Source organism: Adlercreutzia sp. DFI.6.23 (assembly GCF_024462535.1).
GTDB classification, from domain to species: domain Bacteria; phylum Actinomycetota; class Coriobacteriia; order Coriobacteriales; family Eggerthellaceae; genus Adlercreutzia; species Adlercreutzia rubneri.
Genome location: NZ_JANGBP010000005.1, coordinates 68610 through 92557, shown reverse-complemented (window position 1 = coordinate 92557; position 23948 = coordinate 68610). Strand labels below are relative to the sequence as shown.

The window sequence follows — 23948 nt, the reverse complement described above, 5'->3', positions numbered from 1 at the left end:
TTACCCACTTGCCACGGCGTGCCCACAGAATCGGCGAGCTGCGCGCGACCCGTACGAGACAGCCGCCTGACGCGCGCGGACTCGCCGCGGAGTTCTCCCAGGACGCCTCGGCCCGACTGCGCCTCTGCATGCCAGCCCAAATCTGACTGCCGCCATCCGCCTCGCGCTTAACGCTGCGCTACCTTCCATGTTTTCATCGATTTCGCGGCGACCCCTTCGGCCGTGGTATGCTGCTGTTCATGGAAAAACTCTACGATATGCACTGCCATGTGGGATTTGCACCCGCACCTGCCACCGTAGCGGCTGAGGGGGCGCAAGCGGGCATCGGCGCGCTCTCGTGCACGGTGGAGCCGACGGAATACGAGCAGCTGCGCGCAGCCCTGGCCGATGCGCCGAACGTCGCTGTGGCCCTGGGCGCACACCCCTGGTGGATCGCCGACGGGCGCGTGGGCGAAACCGAGCTGGCCCGGTTCTGCGAGCTTGCGCGCACGACCCGATTCATCGGGGAGATCGGGCTCGACTTCGCCGGCCCGCGCGATACGGAAGAGAGCCGTGCCCTGCAGACGAGCGCTTTCGCCTGTATTCTGGCCACATGCAACGAGTCCGCAGCGCCCTTGGCACCCACCAATCCCGAAGGCGCGACAGCAACCAGCGGGCAAAACCGAACCTGTATCGCAACCACGAGCCCCGAGGCGAACCCACCCAGCGAAGGCACCCTCACCCGCAGTGCCACCGACACTGCGCCGAAGCTCATCTCCATCCACGCCATCAATGCCGCCGCAGCAGCACTCGATGCGCTCGAACAAGCCAGCACCTTTGCGCTGCATCGCGTGATCTTTCACTGGTTCTCAGGCACTTCCGATGATTTGCATCGAGCCGTCAAGCTTGGCTGCCTCTTTTCGGTGGGGCCGCGCATGCTGGCGTCGCGGCGCGGACGCGAATACGCCCGGCAGATTCCCCTAGGTCAGCTACTCCTGGAAACCGACATGCCCGCCCGCAAGGACGACAACCTACCCGCCGAAGTTTGGCGCGCCGAGCTGAACAACGCCCTTTCCGGCATCGCGCAGCTGAAGGGCATCGACCGCGCAGAGCTTGCGGAGCACATCGCCTCCACAAGCCGCGAGCTGCTGATACGCTAGCAGTGAGCGCTCCTCGCGTGCCGGACAGCCCATCTTGGCCACAAGGTTTCTTCTTCTGAGGAGGACATTTCCGCAGCCGTTTCGCGACAGCACTTACGCGGCGTGCAAACGAGGCAGCCGACTCGCGTATAATGGTCGCCATGAACGCTAAGCCCAAGAAAATACGCCTGGACGACCTGCTGGTAGAACGGGGAGACTTTCCCGACCGCGCGACCGCGCTGCGGGCCGTGATGGCGCGCGAGGTGCGGGTAGACGACGTGTACGCCACGAGCGCCGCGATAAAGGTCGCGCCCACAGCCGACATCTTCATTCGCGGCCGCAAGCAATTCGTCTCCCGCGGCGGCAAGAAACTCCAGGGGGCGCTGGACGCGTTCAAGCAGGACGTCGCCGGCATGAACTGCCTGGATATCGGCTCGTCCACCGGCGGCTTCACCGACTGCCTGCTGCAGGCGGGCGCCTCGCGCGTGGCGGCCCTCGACGTGAACTACGGGCAGCTCGCCTGGAAGATCCGCCAAGACCCGCGAGTGGCCGTCTTCGAGCGCACGAACATCAAGGACGCCGATCCCGCCGAGGTCGGCGCACCCTTCGACCTCATTGTCATCGACGTATCCTTCATCGGCCTGGCAGCACTCGCCCCCCTCTTTCCCCGCTTCAGCCGCCCGGGCACGATCTTCATCGGCCTGGTGAAACCTCAGTTCGAATCGGCCCACGACGAGACCGACCGGGGCGTCGTCCGCGATGAGGCAGTGCGACTGCGCACTGTGGAGGAAGTAAAGGCCGCCCTCGCCGCCGCAGGGTTCACCGCAACCGGGGTGGTCGAATCCCCCATCACCGGCCCCGAAGGCAACGTGGAATACCTCGTCCGCGCCGTCTTTCGCAACAAGTCCGAGGCAATCTGAGAAGGAGCCTGCGGCGATTCCGCGACTCGCATTGGGTTCAGTCAACGAACCCTCCGATTTCTGCACGAGATCTCGAGTTATAAGCGTCTGCGAGCAGCCCATTGAGGCACTTCGAAGGATCTTTTCAGCAAACCCCCAGGTCACGCTCTTCAGATCAAAAAGATTCCGTTCGGCATCTCGACATCGGACGCTTACAACTCGCGATCTGCTGCAATTTCAGGGCAGCTCGTCGACCGAAGGCCGATGATCATCTTCAAGTGATGCTCCGGCACCCATCCCGAACTCGGCCGCACGAAGCGCCTTCTTGCTTGACCCATCTCAGCAGGCCGCACGGTTTGCGAACGTGAGCTACGCATCGTCCTCTTCTGAGGGGGAGACTGGCGGAAAGTGCTGGTGGTGAAATGCGCGCAGCTCGTGGCGAAGCTGCAGATGGCGGTCGAGAAACAAGACAGGGCGCACAGGAGTTCTGCCTCTTGTTTTGCGCGAGAGGGCGTCGGCTATCTCGATGAACTCTGAGACGCTATCGATCTGCGAAGACGTAACCGTTACAACATCGAAGCCATCGGCGATGAGGGCGTCGCGGCGCCGGGAATCACGCGCCTGCTGATGTCGCCCGCCATGAAAGGCAAGGCCGTCGTACTCCGCCGCAACGCGGGCCTGCGGCCACAGAAGGTCGCATACCACCCGATCGCCCCGTGCGATGCGCGCCGCCTCCTCCGAAAGCGCAACCGGCTCGTTGGCGAGTGCCGGAGGCAGGCCCAAACCGCCCCACCGCATGGGCGTCATAAGCAACGCATCCATTTCCGTCTCCTTGGCAGAAGCAGATTTCGCGCAGACGAACTGAACAGCGATGCGCGCTTTCCGCAGGCCTTTCATGCGCTCGACGCGGTTAACGAACGCGGAGAGTCGGGCCGGCGTTGTAAGCTGCGCCCGCACGAGCGCGCCCGAACGATTCGCCTCAAGGGGATAGCATCCGCAAAACTCATATCCCAAAGCAATGAGCTCGCCCATAGGGAGGGTTTCGGCCAGTTGGACAAGCACAAGTTCAGGAGAGCATACGGCCACGCCGGGAGCGATTTCGAGAAAGGCCCCACGCGGCAGCGGCGCAGCAAGCTGATGGAAGCAAACACGCTTCGTGGAATGACGCCCGATTTTGGGCCGCGCGAGAACGTGAAGAGGGCGCTCGACCGTGGCGTTGTCCCATAGCTCTTCGAGCATTCGCTTCAGGCTGGGCCTTTTCGCACTCTCGATGGCCGCACGAACAGCAGCCTCGGTATCTGCGGCACGGGCAAGCGAGCTGAAGCCCTTCAAATGGGAGGAAGGAAGGTGCCCCACATCACGCGAACGCAGATCGTGGAAGGCACGCAAAGCCAGAGGATGATTGCACGACCACATCCTGAGAAAAGCCAAAGCTGTTGTATGACTGAAGATCACTTCCATGTGCTGCAAGATAACAGGCTTTAGCTGTCGCGAGGCGTACATGCGGTAAATCTGCCGAACCGACATTCATGAGCAGAACAGTTACTTTTATCGCAACCGCGCCTTTGCACGTTGAAAGAAGGCCTGAACTGCTTGGCAGAAGTAGCTCGCACGAACCGTCCTCGCTCACGGGAAAACGAAGCGCAACGACCGTCCTGAGAACATTGGCGGTTCACGCAGAGTGATTGCCGACGGGTTCAGTCAACGAAGATGCCCTTTTCTGCATGAGATCTCGAGTTATAAGCGTCATCTCTTTCCAAGAAAGACCACAGCTAGAAAGGACTTTTGGAAAACACCAGTTCAGAGAAGCGCGCAGAACTGCGGTGCTTTCGCGCCGGCCCCTCAGCAACTCCGAGACGCTTATAACTCGAGATCTCATGCAGAAACCGAGGGGTTCGTTGACCGAGCGGGCCATCAGTCGTTCGGATCATCGCGATAGGCGGCGCGAGCGAGATACGCGCAAAAGACCGATGACTGTCCGAGACCCAGTAGACACAATGCCGCCGCGCGGGTCCGAGTAGAAAAATGGAGCCCCATAGCGGGACTCCATTGGAGATCCTTCGACTCGCTTCGCTCGCTCAGGATGACGCCTGTTCTACGGCAGGAGGAGTTGGGCGATTTGCACGGCGTTCAGGGCCGCTCCCTTGCGGATCTGGTCGGCCACATCCCAGAAGGCGATGCCGTGGGGCACGGTCGGATCCTTGCGCAAACGTCCGACGAAGGTGCCGTCGGTGCCAGCAAGCAGACCAGGCATCGGGTACACCTTGTTCGCGGTGTCATCCATCACCTCCACGCCGGGGGCCGCCTCGAGCGCCGCGCGGGCCGCCTCCACGGTCACCTCATCGGCGAACTCCACGTTGATGGCCTCGCCGTGGCAGCGCAGCACCGGCACGCGCACACAAGTGGCCGCCACTTCGATGGCGGGGTCGCCCATGATCTTCTTGGTCTCGACGACCATCTTCCACTCCTCTTTGGTGGAGCCGTCGTCCAAAAAGACGTCGATATGCGGAATGGTATTGAAAGCGATGCGGTGGGCGAAAGCGGAGATTTCCAACTCGTCCTCGGGAGTGCCGTCCAGGAAGGCGCGGGTCTGGTCGTACAGCTCGGCCATGGCCGGCGCGCCGGCACCGGAAGCAGCCTGGTAGGTGGACACCACGACGCGCTTGATGGGGGAGAGGTCGTAAAGCGGCTTCAGCGCGACGACCATCTGGATGGTGGAGCAGTTCGGGTTCGCGATGACGCCGGAATGCCAGGCCACGTCCTGGGGGTTCACCTCGGGCACCACCAGCGGCACGTCCTCATCCATGCGGAAGGCGCTGGAGTTGTCGATCATGACGGCGCCGGCAGCGGTGACCGCCTCGCGCATCTCCTTGGACACGGAGGCGCCGGCTGAGAACAGCGCGATGTCGACGCCCTCGAAGGACTCCGGCGTCATCTCCTGCACGGTAAGCTCGCCGGCCGGCACGAGTCCGCACCCCTCGAAGGGCACCTTCTTGCCAGCCGAGCGCGCACTCGCAAGAGCGCGAACCTCACTCGCCGGGAAATCCACGTCGTGCAGCACGCGCAAAAACTCCTGCCCCACCGCACCCGTCGCTCCGGCCACAGCCACCACGGGGTTTGCCGGCGTTTCCTTCGTCCAGGTCATTTAACGTCCTTTCTTCATTTTGGCGGCGATCTCCTCCGCGGAAAGCTGGGTTTCCACGAACACGTCGTCGGAATCGAGCCCGAAGGCGGTGTGCAGGCACTGGACGGCCTGCACCGCCTGGGCCGCGTCCACGATCATGGACAGGCGGATAGGCGAGGTGGAGATGGCCACGATGTTGATGTTGTTGTCGCCCAAAGTCTGGAACGTGCGCGAGGCGACGCCCGGCGACGACTTCATGCCCGTGCCCACCAGCGACACCTTCGCGATGTCCTCGTCGACGATGAACTCGCGAGCGCCGATCTCGGGCACGATGCGCTCCATGGTCTCCTTGGCGCGGGGCAGATCGGCCCCGGGAGTCGTGAAGGAGATGTCGGTGAAGCCGGCCTCGGACACATTCTGGATGATCATGTCCAGGTTCACGTTGGCAGCGGCCAGCGCCCCGAACACGCGAGCGGCCACGTTCGGCGCATCGGGCACCTGGCGGATGGTCACCTTCACTTCCGACGTGTCGCTGGCGATGCCGGTAATGACGGCTTCTTCCATTTCGTACTCCTCCTTGACATAGGTTCCCTCGGCCTCCGAGAATGCGGAGCGAGAATGGATGACCACTTTCCATTTGCGGGCGAACTCCACCGCGCGGCTCTGCAGCACACCCGAGCCGGCGCTGGAGAGCTCCAGCATGTCGTCGTAACAGATGGAATCGAGCTTGCGGGCCCGGGGCGCGATGCGCGGGTCGGTGGTGTAGACGCCGTCCACATCGGAGTAGATCTCGCAGACGTCGGCATTAATGCCCCAGGCGATGGCCACCGCCGTCGTGTCCGACCCGCCGCGACCGAGCGTGGTGATGTCGCCGTTGGCGTCGATGCCCTGGAATCCGGCGACCACGGGAATGGCGCCATCGTCCAGCGCGTCTAAGATGCGCTCGTTGTGCACCTTCACGATGCGCGCCTTGTTGTGCGTGCCGTTGGTCTCGATGCCCGCCTGGCGGCCGGTGAAGCTGATGGACTTGTAGCCCAAAGCCTCGATGGCCATGGCCAGAAGCGTCATGGAAACCTGCTCGCCGGTGGACAGCAGCCGATCCAGCTCGCGGGCCGGCGGCGCCGTCGTGATGGCGGAGGCGAGCCCCATGAGCTCGTCGGTGGTCTTGCCCATGGCAGACACCACGGCCACCACCTCGTCCCCGCGCTGGCGCATGCCCACCAGGCGCTTGGCGACGTTTTTGATGCGCTCGGGGGAGGCAACCGACGTGCCCCCGAATTTCGCGACGATCAGAGCCATTGCGCTTGCTCTCCTTCGATACGGAACTAGTCGAAAATGCAAGTGGGCACCACTATAGCAAAGTTGCAAGGTCAATGAGGGCGAGCGCAGCCCGTACGGGCGCATCTTCGGTTGGAATGCCATCAGCGGCCACAGGCGGCGAGCGGCCGTCCGGCCCCAGGGATGCCGACCACCCCGCCGAGGCACCCCTGGCCACCCCGCCACGTGGCGCCGTCCACCCCGCCAGGTGGCACCGTCCGTCCCGCCACAGGAACGCCGTCTGCTCCATCTACCTAGTATGTCGGTTTTCCGACGGACGGCACCCACCGTCCGCTGGCGGCCGCACCATTGTTTATGATGGCCTGTGTACCTATCATGATCGCTTTGCATTCAACATCGGGCAACGCCATCGGAGAGGAGAAGCCATGCCGGCCATCATCACGCACGACCTGTTCGGGAAAGACGTGTACGGCGAGACCTTCGATACCATCGGGGGCTCCCGCGATGCGGCCGAGGCCTTCCTTTTGGGCAACCAGGGCCCCGATCCTTTGTTCTTCGTCGCGCCCGATCCGCGCTACCGCCGCGTGGGAAAGCTGGCCTCGACCCTGCATCGGGCGCGCCCGGCGGAATTCCTCGTGGCCCTGAAGAGCGCTGTGCGCGAGCTGCCGGCGCAGGAGCGCTCCGTCGGACGCGCCTACGCGCTGGGCTATGTGTGCCACTACCTGCTGGACAGCACGGTGCATCCACTCGTCATAAGCCAGGTGAACGCCTTGTGCGCCGCCGGTGTGGAAGGCCTCGCGGCCGAGGACGCCCATGAGGTGCACGCCGTTATCGAGACCGAGCTGGACGAGCTTGTGCTGACGGCCAAGCGCGGCGAGACCGTGGCCACCTACCACCCCGCCACCTCGGTGCTGCGCGGACGCGACAGCATGCTGGATACCGTGGGGCGCCTGTACGCCACCGCCATCGACGACGCCTTCGGCCTCACGATGCCCAAGGGCATGTTCAAAAGCGCCGTGCGGGCCGAGCGCGCGGCCCAGCGGGCCCTCTACTCCCCTACCGGCGCCAAGCGCGCCGTGCTCTCCGCTGCCGAGCGCCTCGTGCGCCCCCATGCCATGACCGGGGCCATGAGCCACCGAGCCGCCGAGCGCGCCACTTCCGCCTTCGCCAACGACGAGCGCGCGCCCTGGCGCCATCCGGCCACCGAGGCCGTCAGCCGCGCCAGCTTCTGGGATCTGTACGACCAGGCGCGCGCAGGCGCCCTGGACGCCATTAAGGCCATGGATGCCGACGACTTCGACCTGGCCGCTTCCCACCGCCTCACCGCCGACGTGAACTTCTACGGCGAGCCCGTGGTGGCCCTCGTCGTGGCCGTGGAAGACGCCGCGGCCGGCGACGACGTCCCCGACGTGCGGAATCGGTAGGAACGCCCATGACCCTCGAGACCGCCTTCGACCTCCCCTTCTGGTTCGAGTTCGCCGCCACCGTCACCGGCGGCCTGTCCGGCGGCATGTCCGCCGTGCGCGCCCGCTACGACATCTTCGGCACCGTGGCCATCGCCTGCATCACCGGCATGGGCGGCGGCATCATCCGCGACATCCTGCTGCAGAACTACGGCCTGTACGCCTTCCAAAGCCCTTGGTTTCTCCTTTCCTGCGCCCTGGCCGGCGTGGCGGTGTTCTACTTCGGCAAGCTGGCCACCTACCTGGACCCCATCGTCGACCTCCTGGACAACATCTCGGTAGCCCTGTGGGCCATCATCGGCGCGTCGAAGAGCCTCTCGGCGGGCCTTACCGTCATCCCCTCGGTAGTGCTCGGCACCATCACCTCCATCGGCGGGGGCATCTCCCGCGACGTGCTCATGAACCGGCCGCCCGTCGCCTTCCAAACCGGCCCCATCTACGGCAGCGCGGCCCTCATCGGCTGCATGGTCTACTGCCCGCTGAAGGCCAACGGCATCCTGCCCGACACGGCGGGCATCCTGTGCGCCGGCCTCATCATGGTTCTGCGCTACCTGTCCCTCATCATGGGCTGGCGCACCAAGCCGCCCCGCGACTACTCGGACACGGTGGTGGAAAGCGTGGCGCGACCGATGCGCTTCATCGCGCGCAAGGTGCACGTGCCCATAGGCAAGACGGCCCGCGAGCGCCAGGGCACAACCAAGTTCGATCGCTTCAAGAGGAAGGGCAAGAAGCTTTACGATCGCCTGAGCGGCCGCTGGATGGACGACGACGGCGAGCACTTCCAGCCCACCGTGCTCATGGACAAGCTCGTGGTGCCCCTGGCCGATGAGGACGAGCATGCCTCCGAACCGGCCCCCGATCCCTCCGATCGCCTGTTCGTCGACCGCGACGAGCTCTACCGCATCATCGGCCTCGACCACGAGCCCCGCCGCACCGGCCCGCAGGCGGCGGTGAAGGATTCCGCCGCGGAAACCAAGGACGCAGAGGATGCGGGAAGCAGGAAGAGGGAAGACGTGGAAGGCGCCGACGCAGACACGGCACGAAAAGCCAACGACGAACCGGCCTTCGACCCCTTCGAACCGCAAACCCCCGACCCGAAGAAGCCCCAGCACAACCCCCGCGACCAGAAGAAGCGTTCATGACGCTCTCCCGTCGCCAGGACACCAAATTCGTGCAGGATTTTGCGATAGGGAGAGACCAAGGCGGCCCAGCAACCGATTTAGAGTCTCCCTATCGCAAAATCCTGCACGAATCACCCAGACGCGCTCTCTCTAGCGAAAAATCTTGCACGGAAATACGGCGACCGTCGCCGCACACTGAACAAGCTCGCCGCTTGGCCTGCAGACATCCCCGTAGGGACCGGCCTCGATCGGCACTCCCGAGCCAGAACGTCCGCCAATGCAGAAAGGGCGGCGCTTGCGCCGCCCCTACGTAGGTGTACCGATTCCCCGATCCTGAGCCTACATATTCTTCAACAGAATCGTGCTCATGAGGTCGGCGGTGTGCTCGCAGGCGTCGCAGCAGCTCTCCATGAAGGCGTACAGGCGCGACCACTTCAGCACGTGCATGGGCTCGTCGGCGTGGTTCACATGCAGGTTGCGGATGACCTCCACGTACAGCGCGTCGGCCTCCTCCTCGTTGTCGGAGACCTGAATGACCAGCTGCTTGAAGTTCTTCGACTTCTTGAAGTTGCGGAAATCCTCCATGGCGGCGTCCACGGCCTTGCACGACTTGCGGATGAGGGTGGCGAAGCGCAGGGCGTCCTCGGGAATCTGATGGATGTCGAACATGTAGAAGTACTGCAGCACGTCCTCGATCTCATCCAGAATCTCGTCCAGCGCGCCGGCCAAAGCCACGATGTCCTCGCGATCGAACGGCGGCATGAAGTCGTTGCCGACGTGCTTGTAGATGTCGTGGTTGATCATGTCGCCGGCGTGCTCGAGCGCATGGGCCTCATCGAGCACCGCGCGCAGGGCAGCGGCATCGGTGAAGTTCTCCATGGCGCGCACAAGGACGCTCGCCTCTTGCACGGCCAGATCGGACAGCTCTTCGTAGGCGTCGAAGTAATCGTACTTGTGTTTCTTGGCCACTGGACTTCCCTTCTCGTGTTACAGGATCATAAGGAACAACTTGGCACAGGCGAAGCCCAGGATGCCGCACCCGGGGAAGGTGAGCACCCACGTCTTCACCATATCGATGGCGATAGACCATTTCACGGACTTGGGGCTCTTCGCGGCCCCCACGCCCATGATGGCCGTCGTGTTGGTGTGCGTCGTGGAAACCGGCAAGCCCCCGAAGGTGGCGAGCATAAGACTCACGAACGTGGAGAGGCTGGCGGCGAATCCCTGGAACGCCTCGAGCTTCACCATGTCCATGCCCACGGACTTGATGATGCGCTCGCCGCCCACGGCCGTACCGAGGCCCATGTTGAAGGCGCAGAAGATCATGAGCCACATGGGCATAGCCACGCCCGACAGATCCATGCCCATGCCGGCGGTCATCATGATGGCCAGCATGAAGATGGACATGAACTTCTGGCCGTCCTGGGCGCCGTGCATGAAAGCCACCCCGGCGCCAGAGCAGATCTGCGCCCACTTGAAGAACGAGTTCGCCTTCAGGCGATCCACATTGCGGCACATACGGCCGATGACCTTGTAGTTGATCCAGCCCAGGCCGAACCCGAGCAGCGTGGAGAGCAGGATGCCGTAGACGACCTTCATCCACTCGGCGCCGTTGATGGCGTCCAGGCCACCCTGAACGGCGATGGCCGCGCCGGTGAGGCCGGCAATGAGCGAGTGGGATTGCGAGGTGGGAATACCGAACCACCAGGCCGCCGCGCCCCAGACGATGATGGCGACCATCGCCGCCATGAGCGCCGTCAGGGCCTGATGGGAGTTGCCGCCGAAGTCCACCATGGAGAAAATGGTATGGGCCACCGCCGTGGAGACCAGCGACACGAGCAAAAGCCCCAGGAAATTGAACACCGCCGCCATGATGATGGCATGCCGAGGCTTCATGGCCCGAGTAGAGACCGCCGTGGCGATGGCATTGGGCGCATCCGTCGCGCCGTTCACAATGATAACGCCGATATTAAGCAGAGTCACCACCAGAAGGATGGGGTTCTGCATAAGCTCGGAGAGGAAAAAGGTCCACTCGATCGTCACGGAGTTCCTTCCAACAGATAAGCTGCACCCAGAAAATGCGCAGTGGCCCAAGTCTACCCTATGACACGCCGTCAATGAGACAGACTGCTGTGTTTTTTTTGAAAAAGCTCCTACTCGGGGTCGCCGTAGAGGGCGAAGACGCGGCGGCGCTCGGCGCCGATGGTGGTGAGGTTGTTGTGGCCGGGAAGGACCGCCGTGTCGTCGGGCAGCGCCGCGAGCTTCTTCAAGGAAGCGCGCATGTCAGCCATGGAACCGCCCTTGAAATCAGTGCGCCCGATGGTGCCGGCGAACAGCGTGTCACCGGAGAGGAGCACCGGAAGCCCCTTGGGATGGTTGCCGAACTGCGGGATATCGAACAGGCAAATGGAACCGGGGGTGTGGCCGGGCGTCGCGATGACCTTCCACTTCATGTTCCCCACTTCCACAACATCGCCGTGGGCCACGGTGCGGTCGACCGGGCAGGGCACGCCCCGGGTGGAGAGATCCTCGTCGCAGGGTTCCTCGATAAGCGGCGCGTCAATGGCCGACGCAATGACGGGCGCACCCGTGGCCTCGCGCAGCTCGGCGGCGGCGCCGGTGTGGTCGAAATGGGAATGGGTGAGCACGATGGCGTCCAGTTTGCGCTCGCCCAGAGCCGCCAAAATCTTGTCAGCCGAGCAGCTGGGATCCACCACCATGGTGCCTTCGCCGTCGGAGACGATATACACGTTGTTGGCGAGCACGCCCATGATCATATACTCGACATCGACGCACAATCCGCTGATCTCATACAAATCCGTCGCCATTTCTCAACCTTTCTTGCTTGATCCTTGGGGCATCATTCTACGGGCATCGAAGACGCCGTCGATGGCGGACAGGCGCTTTGTCATCCGCTCGATAACCGCCAGATCGGACAGCTGGAAGAGGAAGCGCATCTCCACCATGCCGTCGCGGTGAGTGGTGGTATTGCAGGACAGCACGTTGGCGCCCATCTCGGAAATGACGCGCGTCACGTCCAAAAGCAGGTTCATGCGATCGAGCGCCTCGATGTAGATTTCCACCTGGTAGGTGGCCGCCGTGGGCGTGCCCTCCCATTCCACCTCGATGATGCGCTCGGGATGCCGCTTCAAGTCGAGCGCATTGGGACAGTCGGCCCGGTGCACCGACACGCCGCGGCCGCGAGTCACAAACCCCAAGATATCGTCGCCGGGCACGGGGTTGCAGCAGCGCGACAGGCGCACGAGCACGTCGTCGACGCCCTTCACCACGATGCCCTGGGACGAGTGGGTCTCGTGCTTCTTCGGGCGCTTCACGGACGTGAGCATGGGGGCCATGATGCCCGTGGAGGAGGCCGATGTGCCCACCGTGGGCTTCTCCGCCTCCTCGTTGCCCTTGTCCACCAGGATCTTCAGCAGGCGGTTCGTGACGTGTTGGGCCTTCTCCTTGCCCGTGCCGATGTGCACGTACATCTCGTCGGGGTCTTTGAAGCCGAGCGCCTCGGCCACCAGCTTCAGCGCCCGCATCGACTGGGCGCTGGAAAGCCCCAGCCCGTGCTTGCGCATCTCGCGCACGAGCATGTCGCGGCCCATCTGCATGTCGTCGGAGCGGGTGATCTTCGAGAAGTAGGAGCGGATCTTGCTGCGGGCCGAGGGCGTCTTCACGATGTTCAGCCAGTCGCGGGAGGGGCTCGCGCTCTTCTGGGTGAGCACCTCCACGCGGTCGCCCACCTGCAGCTGGTAGGACAGAGGCACGATGGAGCCGTTCACCTTGGCGCCCACGCAGTGGTTGCCCACCTCGGTGTGGATGGCGTAGGCGAAGTCCACCGGCGTGGAACCGGCGCGCAAGCTCATGACCTCGCCCTTCGGCGTGAACACGAAGACCTCCGTGTCGTCGAGGTCCATCTTCAGCGACTTTAGGAACTCGCGGGAGTCCTCGGTCTCGTCCTGCCAGTCCACCATCTGGCGCAGCCACGCCAGCTGGGCATCCAGGTTGTCGGCGGCGCCGGGGCGCGAGGCGCCGGTCTCCTTGTAGCGCCAGTGGGCCGCCACGCCGTACTCGGAGTTGCGGTGCATCTCCTCGGTGCGGATCTGCACCTCCAGGGGACGTCCGGCCGGCCCCATGACCGTCGTGTGCAGCGACTGGTACATGTTGAACTTCGGCATGGCGATGTAGTCTTTGAAGCGGCCGGGCATGGGGTGCCACAGCGTGTGCACCGCGCCCAGGGCCGAGTAGCAGTCCTTCACCGAGCTGGTGATGATGCGCACGGCGATGAGATCGTAAATCTCCGAGAAGCCCTTGCCCTTCTTCGTCATCTTCTGGTAGATGGAGTACAGATGCTTCGGACGCCCCATGATCTGGGCCGAAATTCCCACCTTCCCCATCTCCTCGTGGAGCACGGCGATGACGTCGGCCAGGTACTTCTCGCGCTCGGCGCGGGACTCGGTCACCATGCGGGAGACCTGCTTGTACTTGTTGGGCTCCAGGTAGAAGAAGGAGAGGTCCTCCAGCTCCCACTTGATGGAATTGATGCCGAGGCGATGGGCGATGGGGGCGTAGATCTCCAGCGTCTCGCGGGACTTGAAGATGCGCCGGTCCTCGCGCAGGGCCGCCAGTGTGCGCATGTTGTGCAGGCGGTCGGCCAGCTTGATGACGATGACGCGGATGTCCTTGGACATGGCCACGAACATCTTGCGAATGGTGGCCGCCTGCTCGTCGGTGAGCGACTCCACCTCGATGCGGGTGATCTTGGTGACGCCCTCCACCAGCGCCCGCACCTGCGGGTTGAAGGTGCGCTCCACCTCCTCGGCCGTCACCTTCGTGTCCTCCACGGTGTCGTGGAGCAGCGCCGCCGTGATGGTCTCGGCGTCCATGCGCAGATCGGCCAGGATGATGCCCACCTCGATGGGATGGATGATGAAAGGCTCGCCGGACTTGCGGCACTGGCCCGCGTGGGCGTCGCGGGCGAACTCGAAGGCGCGGCGCAGCATGGCCTCCTCCGGCGCGTCCATGTAGGCACTCGTCAGGCGCGCCAGCTCGGCGAAGCGGTCCTCGGGCGTGGCGGGCCCGCGTTCGATGGCCGAATCGGCCGTGGGGTGCGGGCGGCCCAGAAGCGCGTCCACGGTCTCTTTCGTGGCCTTCCCGGCGCTGACGGCATCGGCCGCCGCCCGGACGGAATCGTCTCTCTCGGCGCTCATGGGCGCCTCCCTTCTCCTGAACGCGGATGGTCCGCGGATCGTTATCGGTTAGTGCCCCTGGCCCGGCCAGTTCCTCGGCACGATGGGATGGCACAGACGCACTGTGAGCGCGGGCTCGTCGGTGCCCAGCGCCCATCGGCAGAAGCCGCCGAACAGCGTGCGCTCGTCGATGCCCTCGCGGTAGCGCACCGAATCGGTCAGTTCCACCTTCGACGCCCCCTCGCGCACCCGCACCCACAGATGCGGGCGGCCGGCCTCGTAAACGGTGCGCGTCTCGATGAGCCCGAGCTCGCGGAACACGGCCAAGCCGCAGGCCGCCGAGGTGGGGCTCACGGCGCGGAAGGCGTCGGAGGCGGCCTCGGCCAGATCGGCGTCGGCCACGCAGAAGTAGTCGTCGGGAGTGTTGCGCTGCAGCGAGCGCAGCTTGCGGTACACCTGGGCCATGACGTCATGATCCGGCGTGGCGTCGGCCAAGATGCGCTCGTTGATGGAGGCGTCCCCGCGCCCGTAGAGCAGATGCACCCACGCCGGCTTCCCATCGCGCCCGGCCCGGCCGCTCATCTGGTTGAACTCCACGTCGCTGAAGGGCAGATGGTACAGCACCACGTGCCGGATGTTGGGGATATCGACCCCTTCCCCGAAGGCCGAGGTGGCCACGAGCACCTTCAGGTCGTCGCGACGGAACAGCTCCTCGATGCGCTTGCGCTCGTCGCGGGAGAGCCCCGCGTTGTAGAAGCCGATCATGCAGGCGAGCTGCGGCACCCGCCGGCGCAGCATGCGCGCGAGCGCCACGGAATGCTCGCGGGAGTTCACGTAGATGACGGTCTTCTCGCCCGTGGCCACCAGGGAGGCCAAATAGTCGTCGCGGTGCGGGATGTTGCGCTGGTCGTCCAGGTACAGGTTGTCGCGGGCCGTCTCGTCGATGACCGAGTCCTGAATGGGCAGCACCGCATCGATGTCGTCGGCCACGGCGTCGTTGGCCGTGGCGGTCACCGCGAGCACCACGGGGTCTCCGAGCCGGGTCAGCGCCCGGTCGAGCTGGGTGTAGGCCACGCGCTGGCCGGCCTTGGCCTGTCCGATGTGGTGCGCCTCGTCCACGACGACGAACCCGACGCGCCCCGAGGCCGCCAGCTCGTCGGTGTGGAACATGAGGTACTCCGGCGTGGTGAGCACGATATCGAGGCTCCCGTCGGCCAGCCCCGCGTACACCGCCGCGCGCTCCTCGGGCGTCGATTCGCCGGTGATGACGGCGCTCGCGATACCGAAGCGCTCGAGGCTCGCCCGCAGATGGAATACCTGGTCGGCGATGAGCGCCCGCAAGGGGTAGATGAACAGGCTCGCGGCATGGTCGGTCAGCGCGCGGAAGGCGGCGTAGGTTTGGAAGCACAGCGACTTGCCGCGCCCCGTGGCCATGACGGCGAAGGTGGACTTCCCCGCCCGCAGCCGATCGAGAATCTCTCGCTGGGCCGGATGCAGCGGGCGGTCGCCGATGATGGCCTTCACAATGGCCGCCTCCAGGCCGTCCGGGTCGCGCCGGGCCGTCTCCTCCCACTGGGCGCGGCGGGGCGCCAGATCGGGCAGCGCCGGCTCGGGCGCCTCGTCGGCGGCCGCAAGATCGGGCTCCCCTTCCGCCTCGGCGAACAGATCGGCGGTGAACGACACGGCATCCGGGTCGAGGCAGGCCTCCAAAGCGCAGCAGCTGCGCGCCGGCGCCACGGTTTCCAGCATGGCCTTCACCGAGCGGCGGCCGCGCCATTCGTCGATCTGCACCGTGAAGGCGGCGTCCACCACCGCGTCGTTCACGAGCAGCGCGTCGATGGCGGCGCAGTGGAACATGATGCCGGCCACCGATGCGCGCCCATTGGTGAGTGTGCAGGCGAAGTGGTCCTTGGTCTGGCCCACCGCCCGGGTGTTCACGAGCGTCACGTTCCGGGCCAGGAACGTGGGCTGGGGGTTCTCCTGGCCGAAGGGGGCGAGCCGCTCCACGAGCGCCACGGATTCGAGCGTCAGCTCGTCCAGGCTCACGAGCGCGTCCACCTCGGTCAGCGGGTGGAAGGCCGCCTCCGGCAGCTTCTGCATATAGGCGTCGAGGCGCTGAGCGAAGGCCTTCAAATTTTTGGTGGGGATGGTGACGCCCACGGCCGCCCCATGGCCCCCGAAGCGCTTCGTGAGATACGAGATCGACTCCACCGCCTCGAAGAGATTCACGTTGCCCACGGAGCGCCCCGAGCCGCGGGCCTCGTCGCCGTCGATGGTGAACAGGAGCGCCGGCACCCCGTAGGTGTTCACGAGGCGGGAAGCCACGATACCCTTCACGCCCTCGTGCCAGCCCTCGCCGGCCACGACAAGCGCCCGCTGGCCGTGGTAGATCCTGCCGGCCTGCTCCTTCGCGATGTCCGACAACTCCGCCTCGATGGCGCGCCGCTGGTTGTTCACGTCCTCCAGGGCCTCGGCCATGGCGCAACACTCGCCGTAGTTGTCGCACATGAGCAGATCGAGCGCCAAATCGGCATTGCCCATGCGCCCGGCGGCGTTCAGGCGCGGGATGAGGGAGAACGACAGGTTCGTGGCCGAAAGCGGTTTGCCGGCCTGGCCCGTGGTAGCCAGAAGCGCGGCGATGCAGGGGCGCGGATTGGTGTTCATGCGAGCGAGGCCGTCGGCCACAAGGGCCCGGTTCTCGTCGCGCATGGGCATGAGATCGGCCACGGTGCCCAGGGTGGCGAAGTCGGTGTAGCTGCGCCACAAATGCGGAAAGCCCAGGCGGCTGCCGAGCACCTGCACGAGCTTTAAGGCCACGCCCACGCCGGCGAGGATGGCGCTGGGGCAATCCTCGGCCATCTTCGGATCGGCCACGGGAACGCCCTCGGGCACGAGATCGGCCGCCTCGTGGTGGTCGGTGATGTAGACCTCCACCCCTGCCTTCAGGATGTCGGCCACCTCGCTCTTGCAGGCAATGCCGCAATCCACGGTGACGATGACGTCCGGCTCTAAGGCCCGGGCGCGCTCGAAGGCAGCGGCGGTGATGCCGTAGCCCTCCTCGAAACGGCGGGGAATGAAGGGGAACGCGCAGGCGCCGAGGGCCCGCAGGCCCCGGGTGAGCACGGTGGTAGCGGAGATGCCGTCCAAATCGAAGTCGCCGAACACGACGATGCGCTTCTTCTCGCGGATGGCGTTGATGAGCCCGTCGGCCACTTCCGCCAGCCCCGGGATTTCCAGGGGGTTGCGCCAGTCGCGGTCCAGCGAGGGATTCAAAAAGCGCTTGGCGGCCCGCACCGTGGTGATGCCGCGGGCCACGAGGGTCGTCGCGATGAAGCGGGGCAGACCGAGGTCGTGCGCCAGACGCGCGACGATCTGCGGATCGGCCTCCCGGATGCTGAATTGGGCGGTCATAATGTGCTAGCTACCTTACGTGCGTTCTTCTTCGTAGTTCGGAAGGTATTTTCGCATAAAGCTCGCATTCTGTCACCGCAGCACGACGGCGGCGCGGCAATTTCCCACGGCACCGCCCGGGCAGCTCATCGCAAGCCGTCAATCGACGCTCGGCAGCGAGTCGCACAGCGCCTAGCGGTTGTCCACTTTCTCGGGGTATAGGTCGTGCTGGGACAGGCGCGTCCAGGCCACTTCCTCCCAGCGGGTGCCGGGGCGTCCATAGTTGCAGTACGGGTCGATGGAGATGCCGCCGCGCGGGGTGAACTTGCCCCAGACCTCGATGTACTTCGGATTCATGAGCGCGATGAGGTCCTTCATGATGATGTTCATGCAGTCCTCGTGGAAGTCGCCGTGGTTGCGGAAGCTGAACAGGTACAGCTTGAGCGACTTGCTCTCCACCATGCGCACATCGGGCACGTAGGAGATGTAGATGGTGGCGAAGTCCGGCTGGCCGGTGATGGGGCACAGGCTCGTGAACTCAGGGCAGTTGAACTTCACGAAGTAGTCGTTTCCCGGGTGCTTGTTCTCGAAGGTCTCCAGCACCGACGGATCGTAGTCGGTCGGGTACTGGGTGTGCTGGTTGCCGAGCAGGGTGACGCCGCCGGCGCGGGTCTCGCCCTCGTCGCGCCCGGCCGGGGCAGCCGCGGGGGCAGGGGCAGGGGCGACCGGCGCAGAACCAGCATCCTCGCGAGCCAGATGGGCCGCGATGGCAGCCATGGCCGAGGTATCCACCGATCCCTCGGGCTTCCCCGTTGCATCATCATCGCTGCCAAACAGCGCTTCAGCCATATCCATTGGTTTCATCTTGCAACTCCAATATTCTTTACCATCATACTTGTATATCGAACGCATGTATGCTAATATGAGTATTGCAGGGAGCACAAAGCCCACTGCATTCACCCCGCAACCATGCTAGCTAGGAAAGGGGGTGATGCAGATGAGCGATATGCTGGCCTTAGTCCAAGTCCTGACTGGAGCTGCCACCTTTATCGTAGCCGTTCTGGCTCTGATAAAAGAGAACCCGCCGACCAGCGGCGGGAATTCCAATCACAACGGTGAGGACTAGGCATCCTCACCACGGGGCGCTCCGTTGGGGCGTCCCTTTTTTAGGCAGACATACTTTACCACAGAAACCAGATCGCCACAAGCAAAGCGCTACCCCAACGCCGGGTCTTCGACGCCGTTGGCGGCGAAGGCGGCGGCGCGGTCGAGACAGGTGGCGCAGCGGCCGCAGGGCGCCTCTCCTCCTTCGTAGCACGACCAGGTGAGCTCGTAGGGCACCCCCAGTGCCAAGCCCTCGCGCACGATATCGGCCTTCGACCAAGTGACGAACGGGGCTTCCAAGCGAAGCTCGCCGCCGGTGCCCTCCACGATGGCGCGATTCATGGCCTCCACGAACTCCAGCGAGCAATCGGGATAGGCATTGCCGGCCCAGTCGTCGTGGTGGGCGCCGTAATAGACCACCGAACAGCCGAGGGAAAGGGCCATCGAGGCAGCCGAGGAAAGGAAGAGCCCGTTGCGGAAGGGAACGTAGGTGCTCACCGGACCGCCGTCGCCAGCGGCCTGCTGCTCGGCGTAGCTGGACTGGGGAACCGCCGCATCGGAATGATCCAAAAGCGAGCAGTCGCTGTCGGCGAAGATGGCGCCCAAATCGAGGAAGCGCTGCTGCACGCCGTAATAGGCCGCCACGGTGCGGGCCGCCTCAATTTCGCGAACATGCTTCTGCCCGTAGCTGATGGAAAGCGCATACACGTTTTCCGCTCCGTACTTGCTCACAGCCCGGGCCAAAAGCGTCGTGGAATCGACGCCGCCGGAGCACAGCACCAGAGCTTTGGTTTTGGTCATGGTTCGTTCCTTCCAGATCCTTAGACCCCGCGCGTCTCGTCGGGCCAGATGATCTTGTGCAGCTGCAACTGCAAACGGGCGCGGTCGAGGCCGTGATCGATGAGGTAGGCGGCGATTTCCGCCGGCTCGATAGCGCCCCATACCGGGCTCACCAGCACCGCGCAGCGATCCCACAGGCCCGCCTCGTCGGCGCAGCACTCCATGAAGGCCAGATCATCCTCGGTGCCCACGACGAACTTCACGGCATCGCGCGTATCCAGCAGCTCATAGTTCTCGCGGCGCATGGCGGCGGACACCGCCTCGCCGGCCGTGGGCGTCTTCCAATCCACCGTGAAATGCAGGCTGCCGAGCAGCCCCGCCTCGACGCAGGCCTCACGCAGATGCGCCATGGGACTCAAGTCGCGCGAGCCATTGGTCTCGATTTCCACGCGCAAGGGGCGCGGGTCGTCCACTGCGAGCAGAGTCTGCACCAAATCGGGCAGGTAGGGCTGCAAAAGCGGCTCGCCGCCAGTGAGCGTCACGCACGACACGCCGGTCTCGGCCACCCAGGCCGCGAGGTCGGGCACGCTCCAGCCCTCCACTTCCACCAGCGGATGGTTCGCCCAGCGGGTGTCGCAGTAGGTGCACCACATGTTGCAGCCGGCGAACCGGATGAAAGCGGCCGGCCGCCCCGCCGCCAGGCCCTCCCCGTTCACGGACACGAACTTCTCCGCCACGGGGAACAGCTGAGCACGGGGAGCAATGGCATGGCGCGCCTGATGCCGCTCAGCATCCAGCAGGCCGTCGTTCTCTTCCTCGGGCACCATGGGCTATCGCTGCTCCCGGTAGTAGGCGCAGTTGTTGGGGGTCTCGTAAACCTCCACCTGGGCCACGGGCAGCCCGCGCTCGGCCAGAGCATCGAAGAACCACTTCGCGAGGTTCTCCGCCGTGGTGCGGAAGGGCACGATGAACAGGACGAAGCCCTCACGTTCGAGGCACGTCAGGGTGTCGGGGGCAAGGGAGCCCTCCTCCACGATGAAATGGTGGTCGAGCCGCTCGGTCAGCGCACGCAGCTCGGCCTTGAACTCGCCGAAGTCTACCACCATGTCCTTGCAGGTGCCCTCCTTCTGCAGGTGCTCCACCTCCAGGTAGGCCACCACGCGCCAGCGGTGCCCGTGCAAGTTCTCGCACTTCCCGTGGTAATCGGTCAGAAAATGAGAGGCATCGAACGAGCTCTCCGTCTTCAATCCGTACATGTCGAATTCTCACCAATCTACGAACATTTGTATGCTATAATCAACCTCGCAGGGAGCACACGCCCTCTGCATTCACCCCACCACGATGCTAGCTAGGAAAGGGGGTGATGCAGATGAGCGATATGCTGGCCTTAGTCCAAGTCTTGCTTGGGGTGGCCTCCTTAATTGTGGCCATTTTGGCCCAAATAAGAGAGAACCCGCCGAATAACGGCGGGAACCCCTCGCAAAATGACGAGGATTAGGCACCCTCGCCGAAGGGCGTTCCGTTTGGGGCGCCCTTCTTTAGGCAAGAGCGATTATAGCACAGGCGCGCCCCTTAGAACGCCGCGTCGAAGGGCTCCGTCACGATGATTTCACTTTGGCCGCGGGTGAGCTCGGTGAGCTTTTCCAGGAAGGAGGCCTGGGTGCCGTCGAGCATGCGGAAGGTGAGCAGGACGTTCTCGGCGAAGTCGCTCTCGGCAAGCTTCGCGCCGCAGCCCTCGGCCACCCGGCACAGCTGCTCGTACAGACCGTAGGGAACTTCCAGAACGATGTCGACGCAGACCGACACCGTGACGATGTCCGCCGCTTCGATGGCCGCTTTCGTGGCGTCGGTGTAAGCGCGCACCAGGCCGCCGGTGCCGAGCAGAATGCCGCCGAAGTAGCGGGTGACCACCACCGCCACATCTTCCAAGCCCGCATGCTGAATAGCCTCGAGGGTGGGCATGCCCGCCGTCTTGGCCGGCTCCCCGTCGTCGGTGTAGCGCACGCGCCCGCCCCGCAGCACATAGGCATACACGTTGTGGCGCGCCATGCGGTGGGCCGCCTTCACCTCAGCGATGAACGCGAGCGCCTCTTCCTCGGTGGACACCGGCGCGATCTGCCCGATGAAGCGGCTCTTCTTCTCGACGATCTCCGCCTCGGCGGGAGCGGCTATGGTCTTGTACGCGGCCACTACTCCCCCAGTTTCTCGGCGGCTTCGAACCATTCCAGCTCGAGGGATTCTATCTGAGCCTCGAAGTCGGCGATCTCCTCTTGCATGGCGGTGAGCACCAGGTAGTCGGACTGGTCGGCGGCAGCCATTTCCAGCTGCTTCTTCTCGATCTTGCCCTTTAAGGTCTCGATCTTCTTCTCGTTGGAAGCCATGAGCTTGCGCAGGGCGCGCTGCTCGCCGCCGGAGAGGGTAGGGGTGGAAGGGGCGGCCGCATTCCCGGAATCATTGGACGCCGCGGACGAGGGGCGACCAAGGTCGCCCCCGACGGAGGAACCAGGACGGTTTGCGATGCCGTTTCCAGGACAAGTTCCAGAGCCGCCCCTGCGGCCGCCCTCAGTGTTTTTCGCCGCCTCGCGGTCGACCTCTTCCGCGAGCTTCAGGTACTCGTCCACGCCGCCGGGAAGGTGGCGCACCTTGCCGTTTATCAGCGCGAACTGGTGGTCGGTCACGCGCTCCATGAGGTAGCGGTCGTGGGTGACGAGCAGAAGCGTGCCGGGCCAGCCGTCGAGCAGGCTCTCCACCGCCGCCAGCATGTCGGTGTCCAAGTCGTTTCCCGGCTCGTCCAAGATGAGCACGTTGGGCTCGTCCAGCAAGATGAGCATGAGCGCCAACCGACGCTTCTGGCCGCCGGACAGGTCGCACACCGGCTCGTTCTGGTCATCTTTGGTGAACCCGAGCCGTTCGAGCAGCTGCCCCGGTGTCATCTCCTTGCCGTCGAGCATCGTGCGCCGCGAGTAGCGCGAGATCACCTGGCGCACGCGGTCGTCGCCGAGCTTGCGCAGCTCGTCCAAATGCTGCGACAGCACGGCGAAACGCACGGTCTGGCCGATTTTCACGCGCCCGGAATCGAGCGGCTGCAGCCCTTGGATGATGCGCAGAAGCGTCGTCTTGCCGATGCCGTTGGCGCCCACGATGCCGTAGCGATCGCCGGGGCCGATGATCCAGTCGACATCGTCCAAGATGACGCGGTTCCCGAAGCGCAGCGATGCGCCTTTCAGATCGACCACCTGCTTGCCGAGGCGCGCCATGGCCATGCGCTTGAGCTCCAGCTCGTTGCGCAAGGGCGGCACGTCGGCAATGAGCGCCTGGGCGGCGGCCACGTGGAACTTGGGCTTGGTGGCCCGGGCGCGGGCGCCGCGGGATAGCCACGCCAGCTCGCGGCGCAGGGCGTTCTGGCGCTTCTGCTCGGCCAGAGCCTCCAGGCGATCCCGCTCCACCCGCTGCATGATGTAAGCGGAAAAGCCTCCCTCGAAGGGCCAGACACGGCGGCCGTGCACCTCCCACATCGCCTCGCAGACCTCGTCGAGAAACCAACGGTCGTGGGTCACCACGAGCAGCGCCCCTGCCCCGCGGCGCCAGCGGGTCTTCAGGTGCTCGGCGAGCCAGGTGATGGCGCGCACGTCCAGGTGGTTGGTGGGCTCGTCCAGCATGAGCACGTCCCAGTCACCGATGAGCAGCCGGGCCAGATCGACCCGTCGCCGCTGGCCGCCCGAAAGGGTGCCCACTGTCGCGTTCCAATCCACATCCTCGAGCAGCCCCGCGATGATGGCGCGAACCCGAGGGTCGCCGGCCCATTCGTATTCGGGACGGTCCCCCACGACGGCCCGTTCAACGGTGTCCCCATCGCGTAAGTCGTCGCTCTGGCCGAGCATGCCCACCGACACGCCGCGGGTGCGGATGACGCGGCCGTCGTCCACTTCCACGTCGCCGGAGAGCACTCGCAGAAGCGTGGACTTGCCATCGCCGTTCTGGCCCACAATACCGATGCGGGCCCCCTCGTCCACCCCGAGGGACAGTCCCTCGAACACCGTCTTCGTGGGGAATTCCACCCGCACCTTTTCACAACCGAGAAGAAACGCCACGAAGGCCGCCTTTCACATTGGAGACCGCGCCCAACCTCAGGATTGCCGGCCCCGTTCGTTTATCACATCTCGCGCCTCCACCAAGCCGCGAGGCACGCTTCGCAAGTCAATTCGATACGCCATCGATTATAAACCATGGCTCTTTCCAGCGGCTCCATCCCCTCAACGAAACGAGCACTGAAGCCCTTCGGGAGCAAAATGGCTTGGAAATGACGAAACATCGGCCAGGTTGATACCGTCCCGGGGAAAATGGCTTGGAAATCACGAAAGATCGGCCAGAACGGTGCTTTCTCGGGCGAAATGGCTTGGAAATCACGAAACATCGGCAAAACGGCACCCACCGCAGCGAAAAAGGAGTGATTTGTCTCGGAAAACCGCAGATGAA

At 64.5% G+C, this 23948-nt stretch carries 20 protein-coding genes; 6 read left to right on the top strand and 14 right to left on the bottom strand.

Annotation, left to right across the window (positions count from 1 at the left end; all coding sequences use genetic code 11):
* Nucleotides 1–227: 227 nt before the first annotated feature.
* Together NE591_RS06300 and NE591_RS06295 are read left to right on the top strand one after the other, a co-directional pair.
* Nucleotides 228–1139: a TatD family hydrolase gene (locus tag NE591_RS06300; protein ID WP_197745994.1), complete on the top strand. Its 912-nt coding sequence runs from the start codon at nt 228–230 to the stop codon at nt 1137–1139.
* A 140-nt stretch (nt 1140–1279) separates the two neighbouring features.
* A complete protein-coding gene (locus NE591_RS06295; protein ID WP_114539995.1) occupies nt 1280–2038 on the top strand; it encodes a TlyA family RNA methyltransferase in 759 nt (252 codons plus the stop codon).
* A 348-nt stretch (nt 2039–2386) separates the two neighbouring features.
* Here NE591_RS06295 and NE591_RS06290 read toward each other — a convergent pair whose 3' ends face one another.
* The 3 genes from NE591_RS06290 to NE591_RS06280 form a co-directional block, all read right to left on the bottom strand.
* Nucleotides 2387–3478, bottom strand: a complete 1092-nt coding sequence (locus tag NE591_RS06290; protein ID WP_256156477.1) for a hypothetical protein — start codon at nt 3476–3478, stop codon at nt 2387–2389.
* Nucleotides 3479–4112: 634 nt separating this feature from the next.
* A complete protein-coding gene (locus tag NE591_RS06285; protein WP_114540595.1) occupies nt 4113–5162 on the bottom strand; it encodes an aspartate-semialdehyde dehydrogenase in 1050 nt (349 codons plus the stop codon).
* On the bottom strand, nt 5163–6440 hold the full coding sequence (locus tag NE591_RS06280; RefSeq protein WP_022740370.1) for an aspartate kinase: 1278 nt from the start codon (nt 6438–6440) through the stop codon (nt 5163–5165).
* A 404-nt stretch (nt 6441–6844) separates the two neighbouring features.
* On the opposite strand from NE591_RS06280, the gene NE591_RS06275 reads away from it, so the two are divergent.
* Nucleotides 6845–7843, top strand: a complete 999-nt coding sequence (locus tag NE591_RS06275; RefSeq protein WP_173112295.1) for a zinc dependent phospholipase C family protein — start codon at nt 6845–6847, stop codon at nt 7841–7843.
* Between the two features lie 8 nt (nt 7844–7851).
* Nucleotides 7852–9024, top strand: a complete 1173-nt coding sequence (locus NE591_RS06270; RefSeq protein WP_227070375.1) for a trimeric intracellular cation channel family protein — start codon at nt 7852–7854, stop codon at nt 9022–9024.
* A gap of 318 nt (nt 9025–9342) precedes the next feature.
* On the opposite strand, the gene NE591_RS06265 is transcribed toward NE591_RS06270, so the two are convergent.
* The 6 genes from NE591_RS06265 to queF form a co-directional block, all read right to left on the bottom strand.
* Complete coding sequence (locus tag NE591_RS06265) at nt 9343–9972, bottom strand: DUF47 domain-containing protein (RefSeq protein WP_022740373.1); 630 nt, start codon at nt 9970–9972, stop codon at nt 9343–9345.
* Between the two features lie 18 nt (nt 9973–9990).
* Nucleotides 9991–11046 (bottom strand): inorganic phosphate transporter, encoded by a 1056-nt coding sequence (locus tag NE591_RS06260; protein ID WP_114540592.1) that lies wholly within the window; start codon nt 11044–11046, stop codon nt 9991–9993.
* Nucleotides 11047–11156: 110 nt separating this feature from the next.
* Nucleotides 11157–11831 (bottom strand): MBL fold metallo-hydrolase, encoded by a 675-nt coding sequence (locus NE591_RS06255; protein ID WP_114540591.1) that lies wholly within the window; start codon nt 11829–11831, stop codon nt 11157–11159.
* 3 nt (nt 11832–11834) lie between these two features.
* The gene (locus NE591_RS06250) at nt 11835–14219 is read right to left on the bottom strand and encodes a bifunctional (p)ppGpp synthetase/guanosine-3',5'-bis(diphosphate) 3'-pyrophosphohydrolase (protein ID WP_022740376.1); all 2385 of its coding nucleotides are present in this window, start codon (nt 14217–14219) and stop codon (nt 11835–11837) included.
* 48 nt (nt 14220–14267) lie between these two features.
* Nucleotides 14268–17609: a single-stranded-DNA-specific exonuclease RecJ gene (recJ, locus tag NE591_RS06245; RefSeq protein WP_227070374.1), complete on the bottom strand. Its 3342-nt coding sequence runs from the start codon at nt 17607–17609 to the stop codon at nt 14268–14270.
* A gap of 171 nt (nt 17610–17780) precedes the next feature.
* The gene (queF, locus tag NE591_RS06240) at nt 17781–18239 is read right to left on the bottom strand and encodes a preQ(1) synthase (protein WP_227070380.1); all 459 of its coding nucleotides are present in this window, start codon (nt 18237–18239) and stop codon (nt 17781–17783) included.
* Nucleotides 18240–18585: 346 nt separating this feature from the next.
* Between queF and NE591_RS06235 the strand changes: the two genes are divergently transcribed.
* Nucleotides 18586–18714 carry a hypothetical protein gene (locus NE591_RS06235; protein WP_256156475.1) on the top strand — a complete coding sequence of 43 codons (129 nt, stop codon included), beginning with the start codon at nt 18586–18588 and terminating at the stop codon, nt 18712–18714.
* Nucleotides 18715–18803: 89 nt separating this feature from the next.
* Here NE591_RS06235 and queC read toward each other — a convergent pair whose 3' ends face one another.
* From queC to NE591_RS06220, 3 genes are read right to left on the bottom strand one after another with little or no spacing between them, the layout of a single operon-like run.
* On the bottom strand, nt 18804–19493 hold the full coding sequence (queC, locus tag NE591_RS06230; RefSeq protein WP_114540588.1) for a 7-cyano-7-deazaguanine synthase QueC: 690 nt from the start codon (nt 19491–19493) through the stop codon (nt 18804–18806).
* Between the two features lie 20 nt (nt 19494–19513).
* Nucleotides 19514–20299 (bottom strand): radical SAM protein, encoded by a 786-nt coding sequence (locus tag NE591_RS06225; protein ID WP_227070373.1) that lies wholly within the window; start codon nt 20297–20299, stop codon nt 19514–19516.
* A 3-nt stretch (nt 20300–20302) separates the two neighbouring features.
* A complete protein-coding gene (locus NE591_RS06220) occupies nt 20303–20728 on the bottom strand; it encodes a 6-carboxytetrahydropterin synthase (protein WP_227070372.1) in 426 nt (141 codons plus the stop codon).
* Nucleotides 20729–20841: 113 nt separating this feature from the next.
* On the opposite strand from NE591_RS06220, the gene NE591_RS06215 reads away from it, so the two are divergent.
* On the top strand, nt 20842–20970 hold the full coding sequence (locus NE591_RS06215; protein WP_256156474.1) for a hypothetical protein: 129 nt from the start codon (nt 20842–20844) through the stop codon (nt 20968–20970).
* A gap of 74 nt (nt 20971–21044) precedes the next feature.
* On the opposite strand, the gene NE591_RS06210 is transcribed toward NE591_RS06215, so the two are convergent.
* Nucleotides 21045–21662 carry a YigZ family protein gene (locus NE591_RS06210; RefSeq protein ID WP_114540585.1) on the bottom strand — a complete coding sequence of 206 codons (618 nt, stop codon included), beginning with the start codon at nt 21660–21662 and terminating at the stop codon, nt 21045–21047.
* Nucleotides 21662–23563: an ABC-F family ATP-binding cassette domain-containing protein gene (locus NE591_RS06205; RefSeq protein ID WP_114540584.1), complete on the bottom strand. Its 1902-nt coding sequence runs from the start codon at nt 23561–23563 to the stop codon at nt 21662–21664. The genes NE591_RS06210 and NE591_RS06205 overlap by 1 nt, the downstream gene beginning before the upstream one ends.
* Nucleotides 23564–23948: the final 385 nt, after the last annotated feature.

Coding starts and splice junctions, on each gene's coding strand:
- NE591_RS06270 (WP_227070375.1), top strand. CDS start 7,852: ATGACCCTCGAGACCGCCTTCGACCTCCCCTTCTGGTTCGAGTTCGCC.
- NE591_RS06225 (WP_227070373.1), bottom strand. CDS start 20,299: ATGGTGCCCGAGGAAGAGAACGACGGCCTGCTGGATGCTGAGCGGCAT.
- queC (WP_114540588.1), bottom strand. CDS start 19,493: ATGACCAAAACCAAAGCTCTGGTGCTGTGCTCCGGCGGCGTCGATTCC.
- NE591_RS06280 (WP_022740370.1), bottom strand. CDS start 6,440: ATGGCTCTGATCGTCGCGAAATTCGGGGGCACGTCGGTTGCCTCCCCC.
- NE591_RS06290 (WP_256156477.1), bottom strand. CDS start 3,478: ATGGAAGTGATCTTCAGTCATACAACAGCTTTGGCTTTTCTCAGGATG.
- NE591_RS06285 (WP_114540595.1), bottom strand. CDS start 5,162: ATGACCTGGACGAAGGAAACGCCGGCAAACCCCGTGGTGGCTGTGGCC.
- recJ (WP_227070374.1), bottom strand. CDS start 17,609: ATGACCGCCCAATTCAGCATCCGGGAGGCCGATCCGCAGATCGTCGCG.
- NE591_RS06220 (WP_227070372.1), bottom strand. CDS start 20,728: ATGTACGGATTGAAGACGGAGAGCTCGTTCGATGCCTCTCATTTTCTG.
- NE591_RS06235 (WP_256156475.1), top strand. CDS start 18,586: ATGAGCGATATGCTGGCCTTAGTCCAAGTCCTGACTGGAGCTGCCACC.
- NE591_RS06275 (WP_173112295.1), top strand. CDS start 6,845: ATGCCGGCCATCATCACGCACGACCTGTTCGGGAAAGACGTGTACGGC.
- NE591_RS06250 (WP_022740376.1), bottom strand. CDS start 14,219: ATGAGCGCCGAGAGAGACGATTCCGTCCGGGCGGCGGCCGATGCCGTC.
- NE591_RS06255 (WP_114540591.1), bottom strand. CDS start 11,831: ATGGCGACGGATTTGTATGAGATCAGCGGATTGTGCGTCGATGTCGAG.
- NE591_RS06295 (WP_114539995.1), top strand. CDS start 1,280: ATGAACGCTAAGCCCAAGAAAATACGCCTGGACGACCTGCTGGTAGAA.
- NE591_RS06300 (WP_197745994.1), top strand. CDS start 228: ATGCTGCTGTTCATGGAAAAACTCTACGATATGCACTGCCATGTGGGA.
- NE591_RS06215 (WP_256156474.1), top strand. CDS start 20,842: ATGAGCGATATGCTGGCCTTAGTCCAAGTCTTGCTTGGGGTGGCCTCC.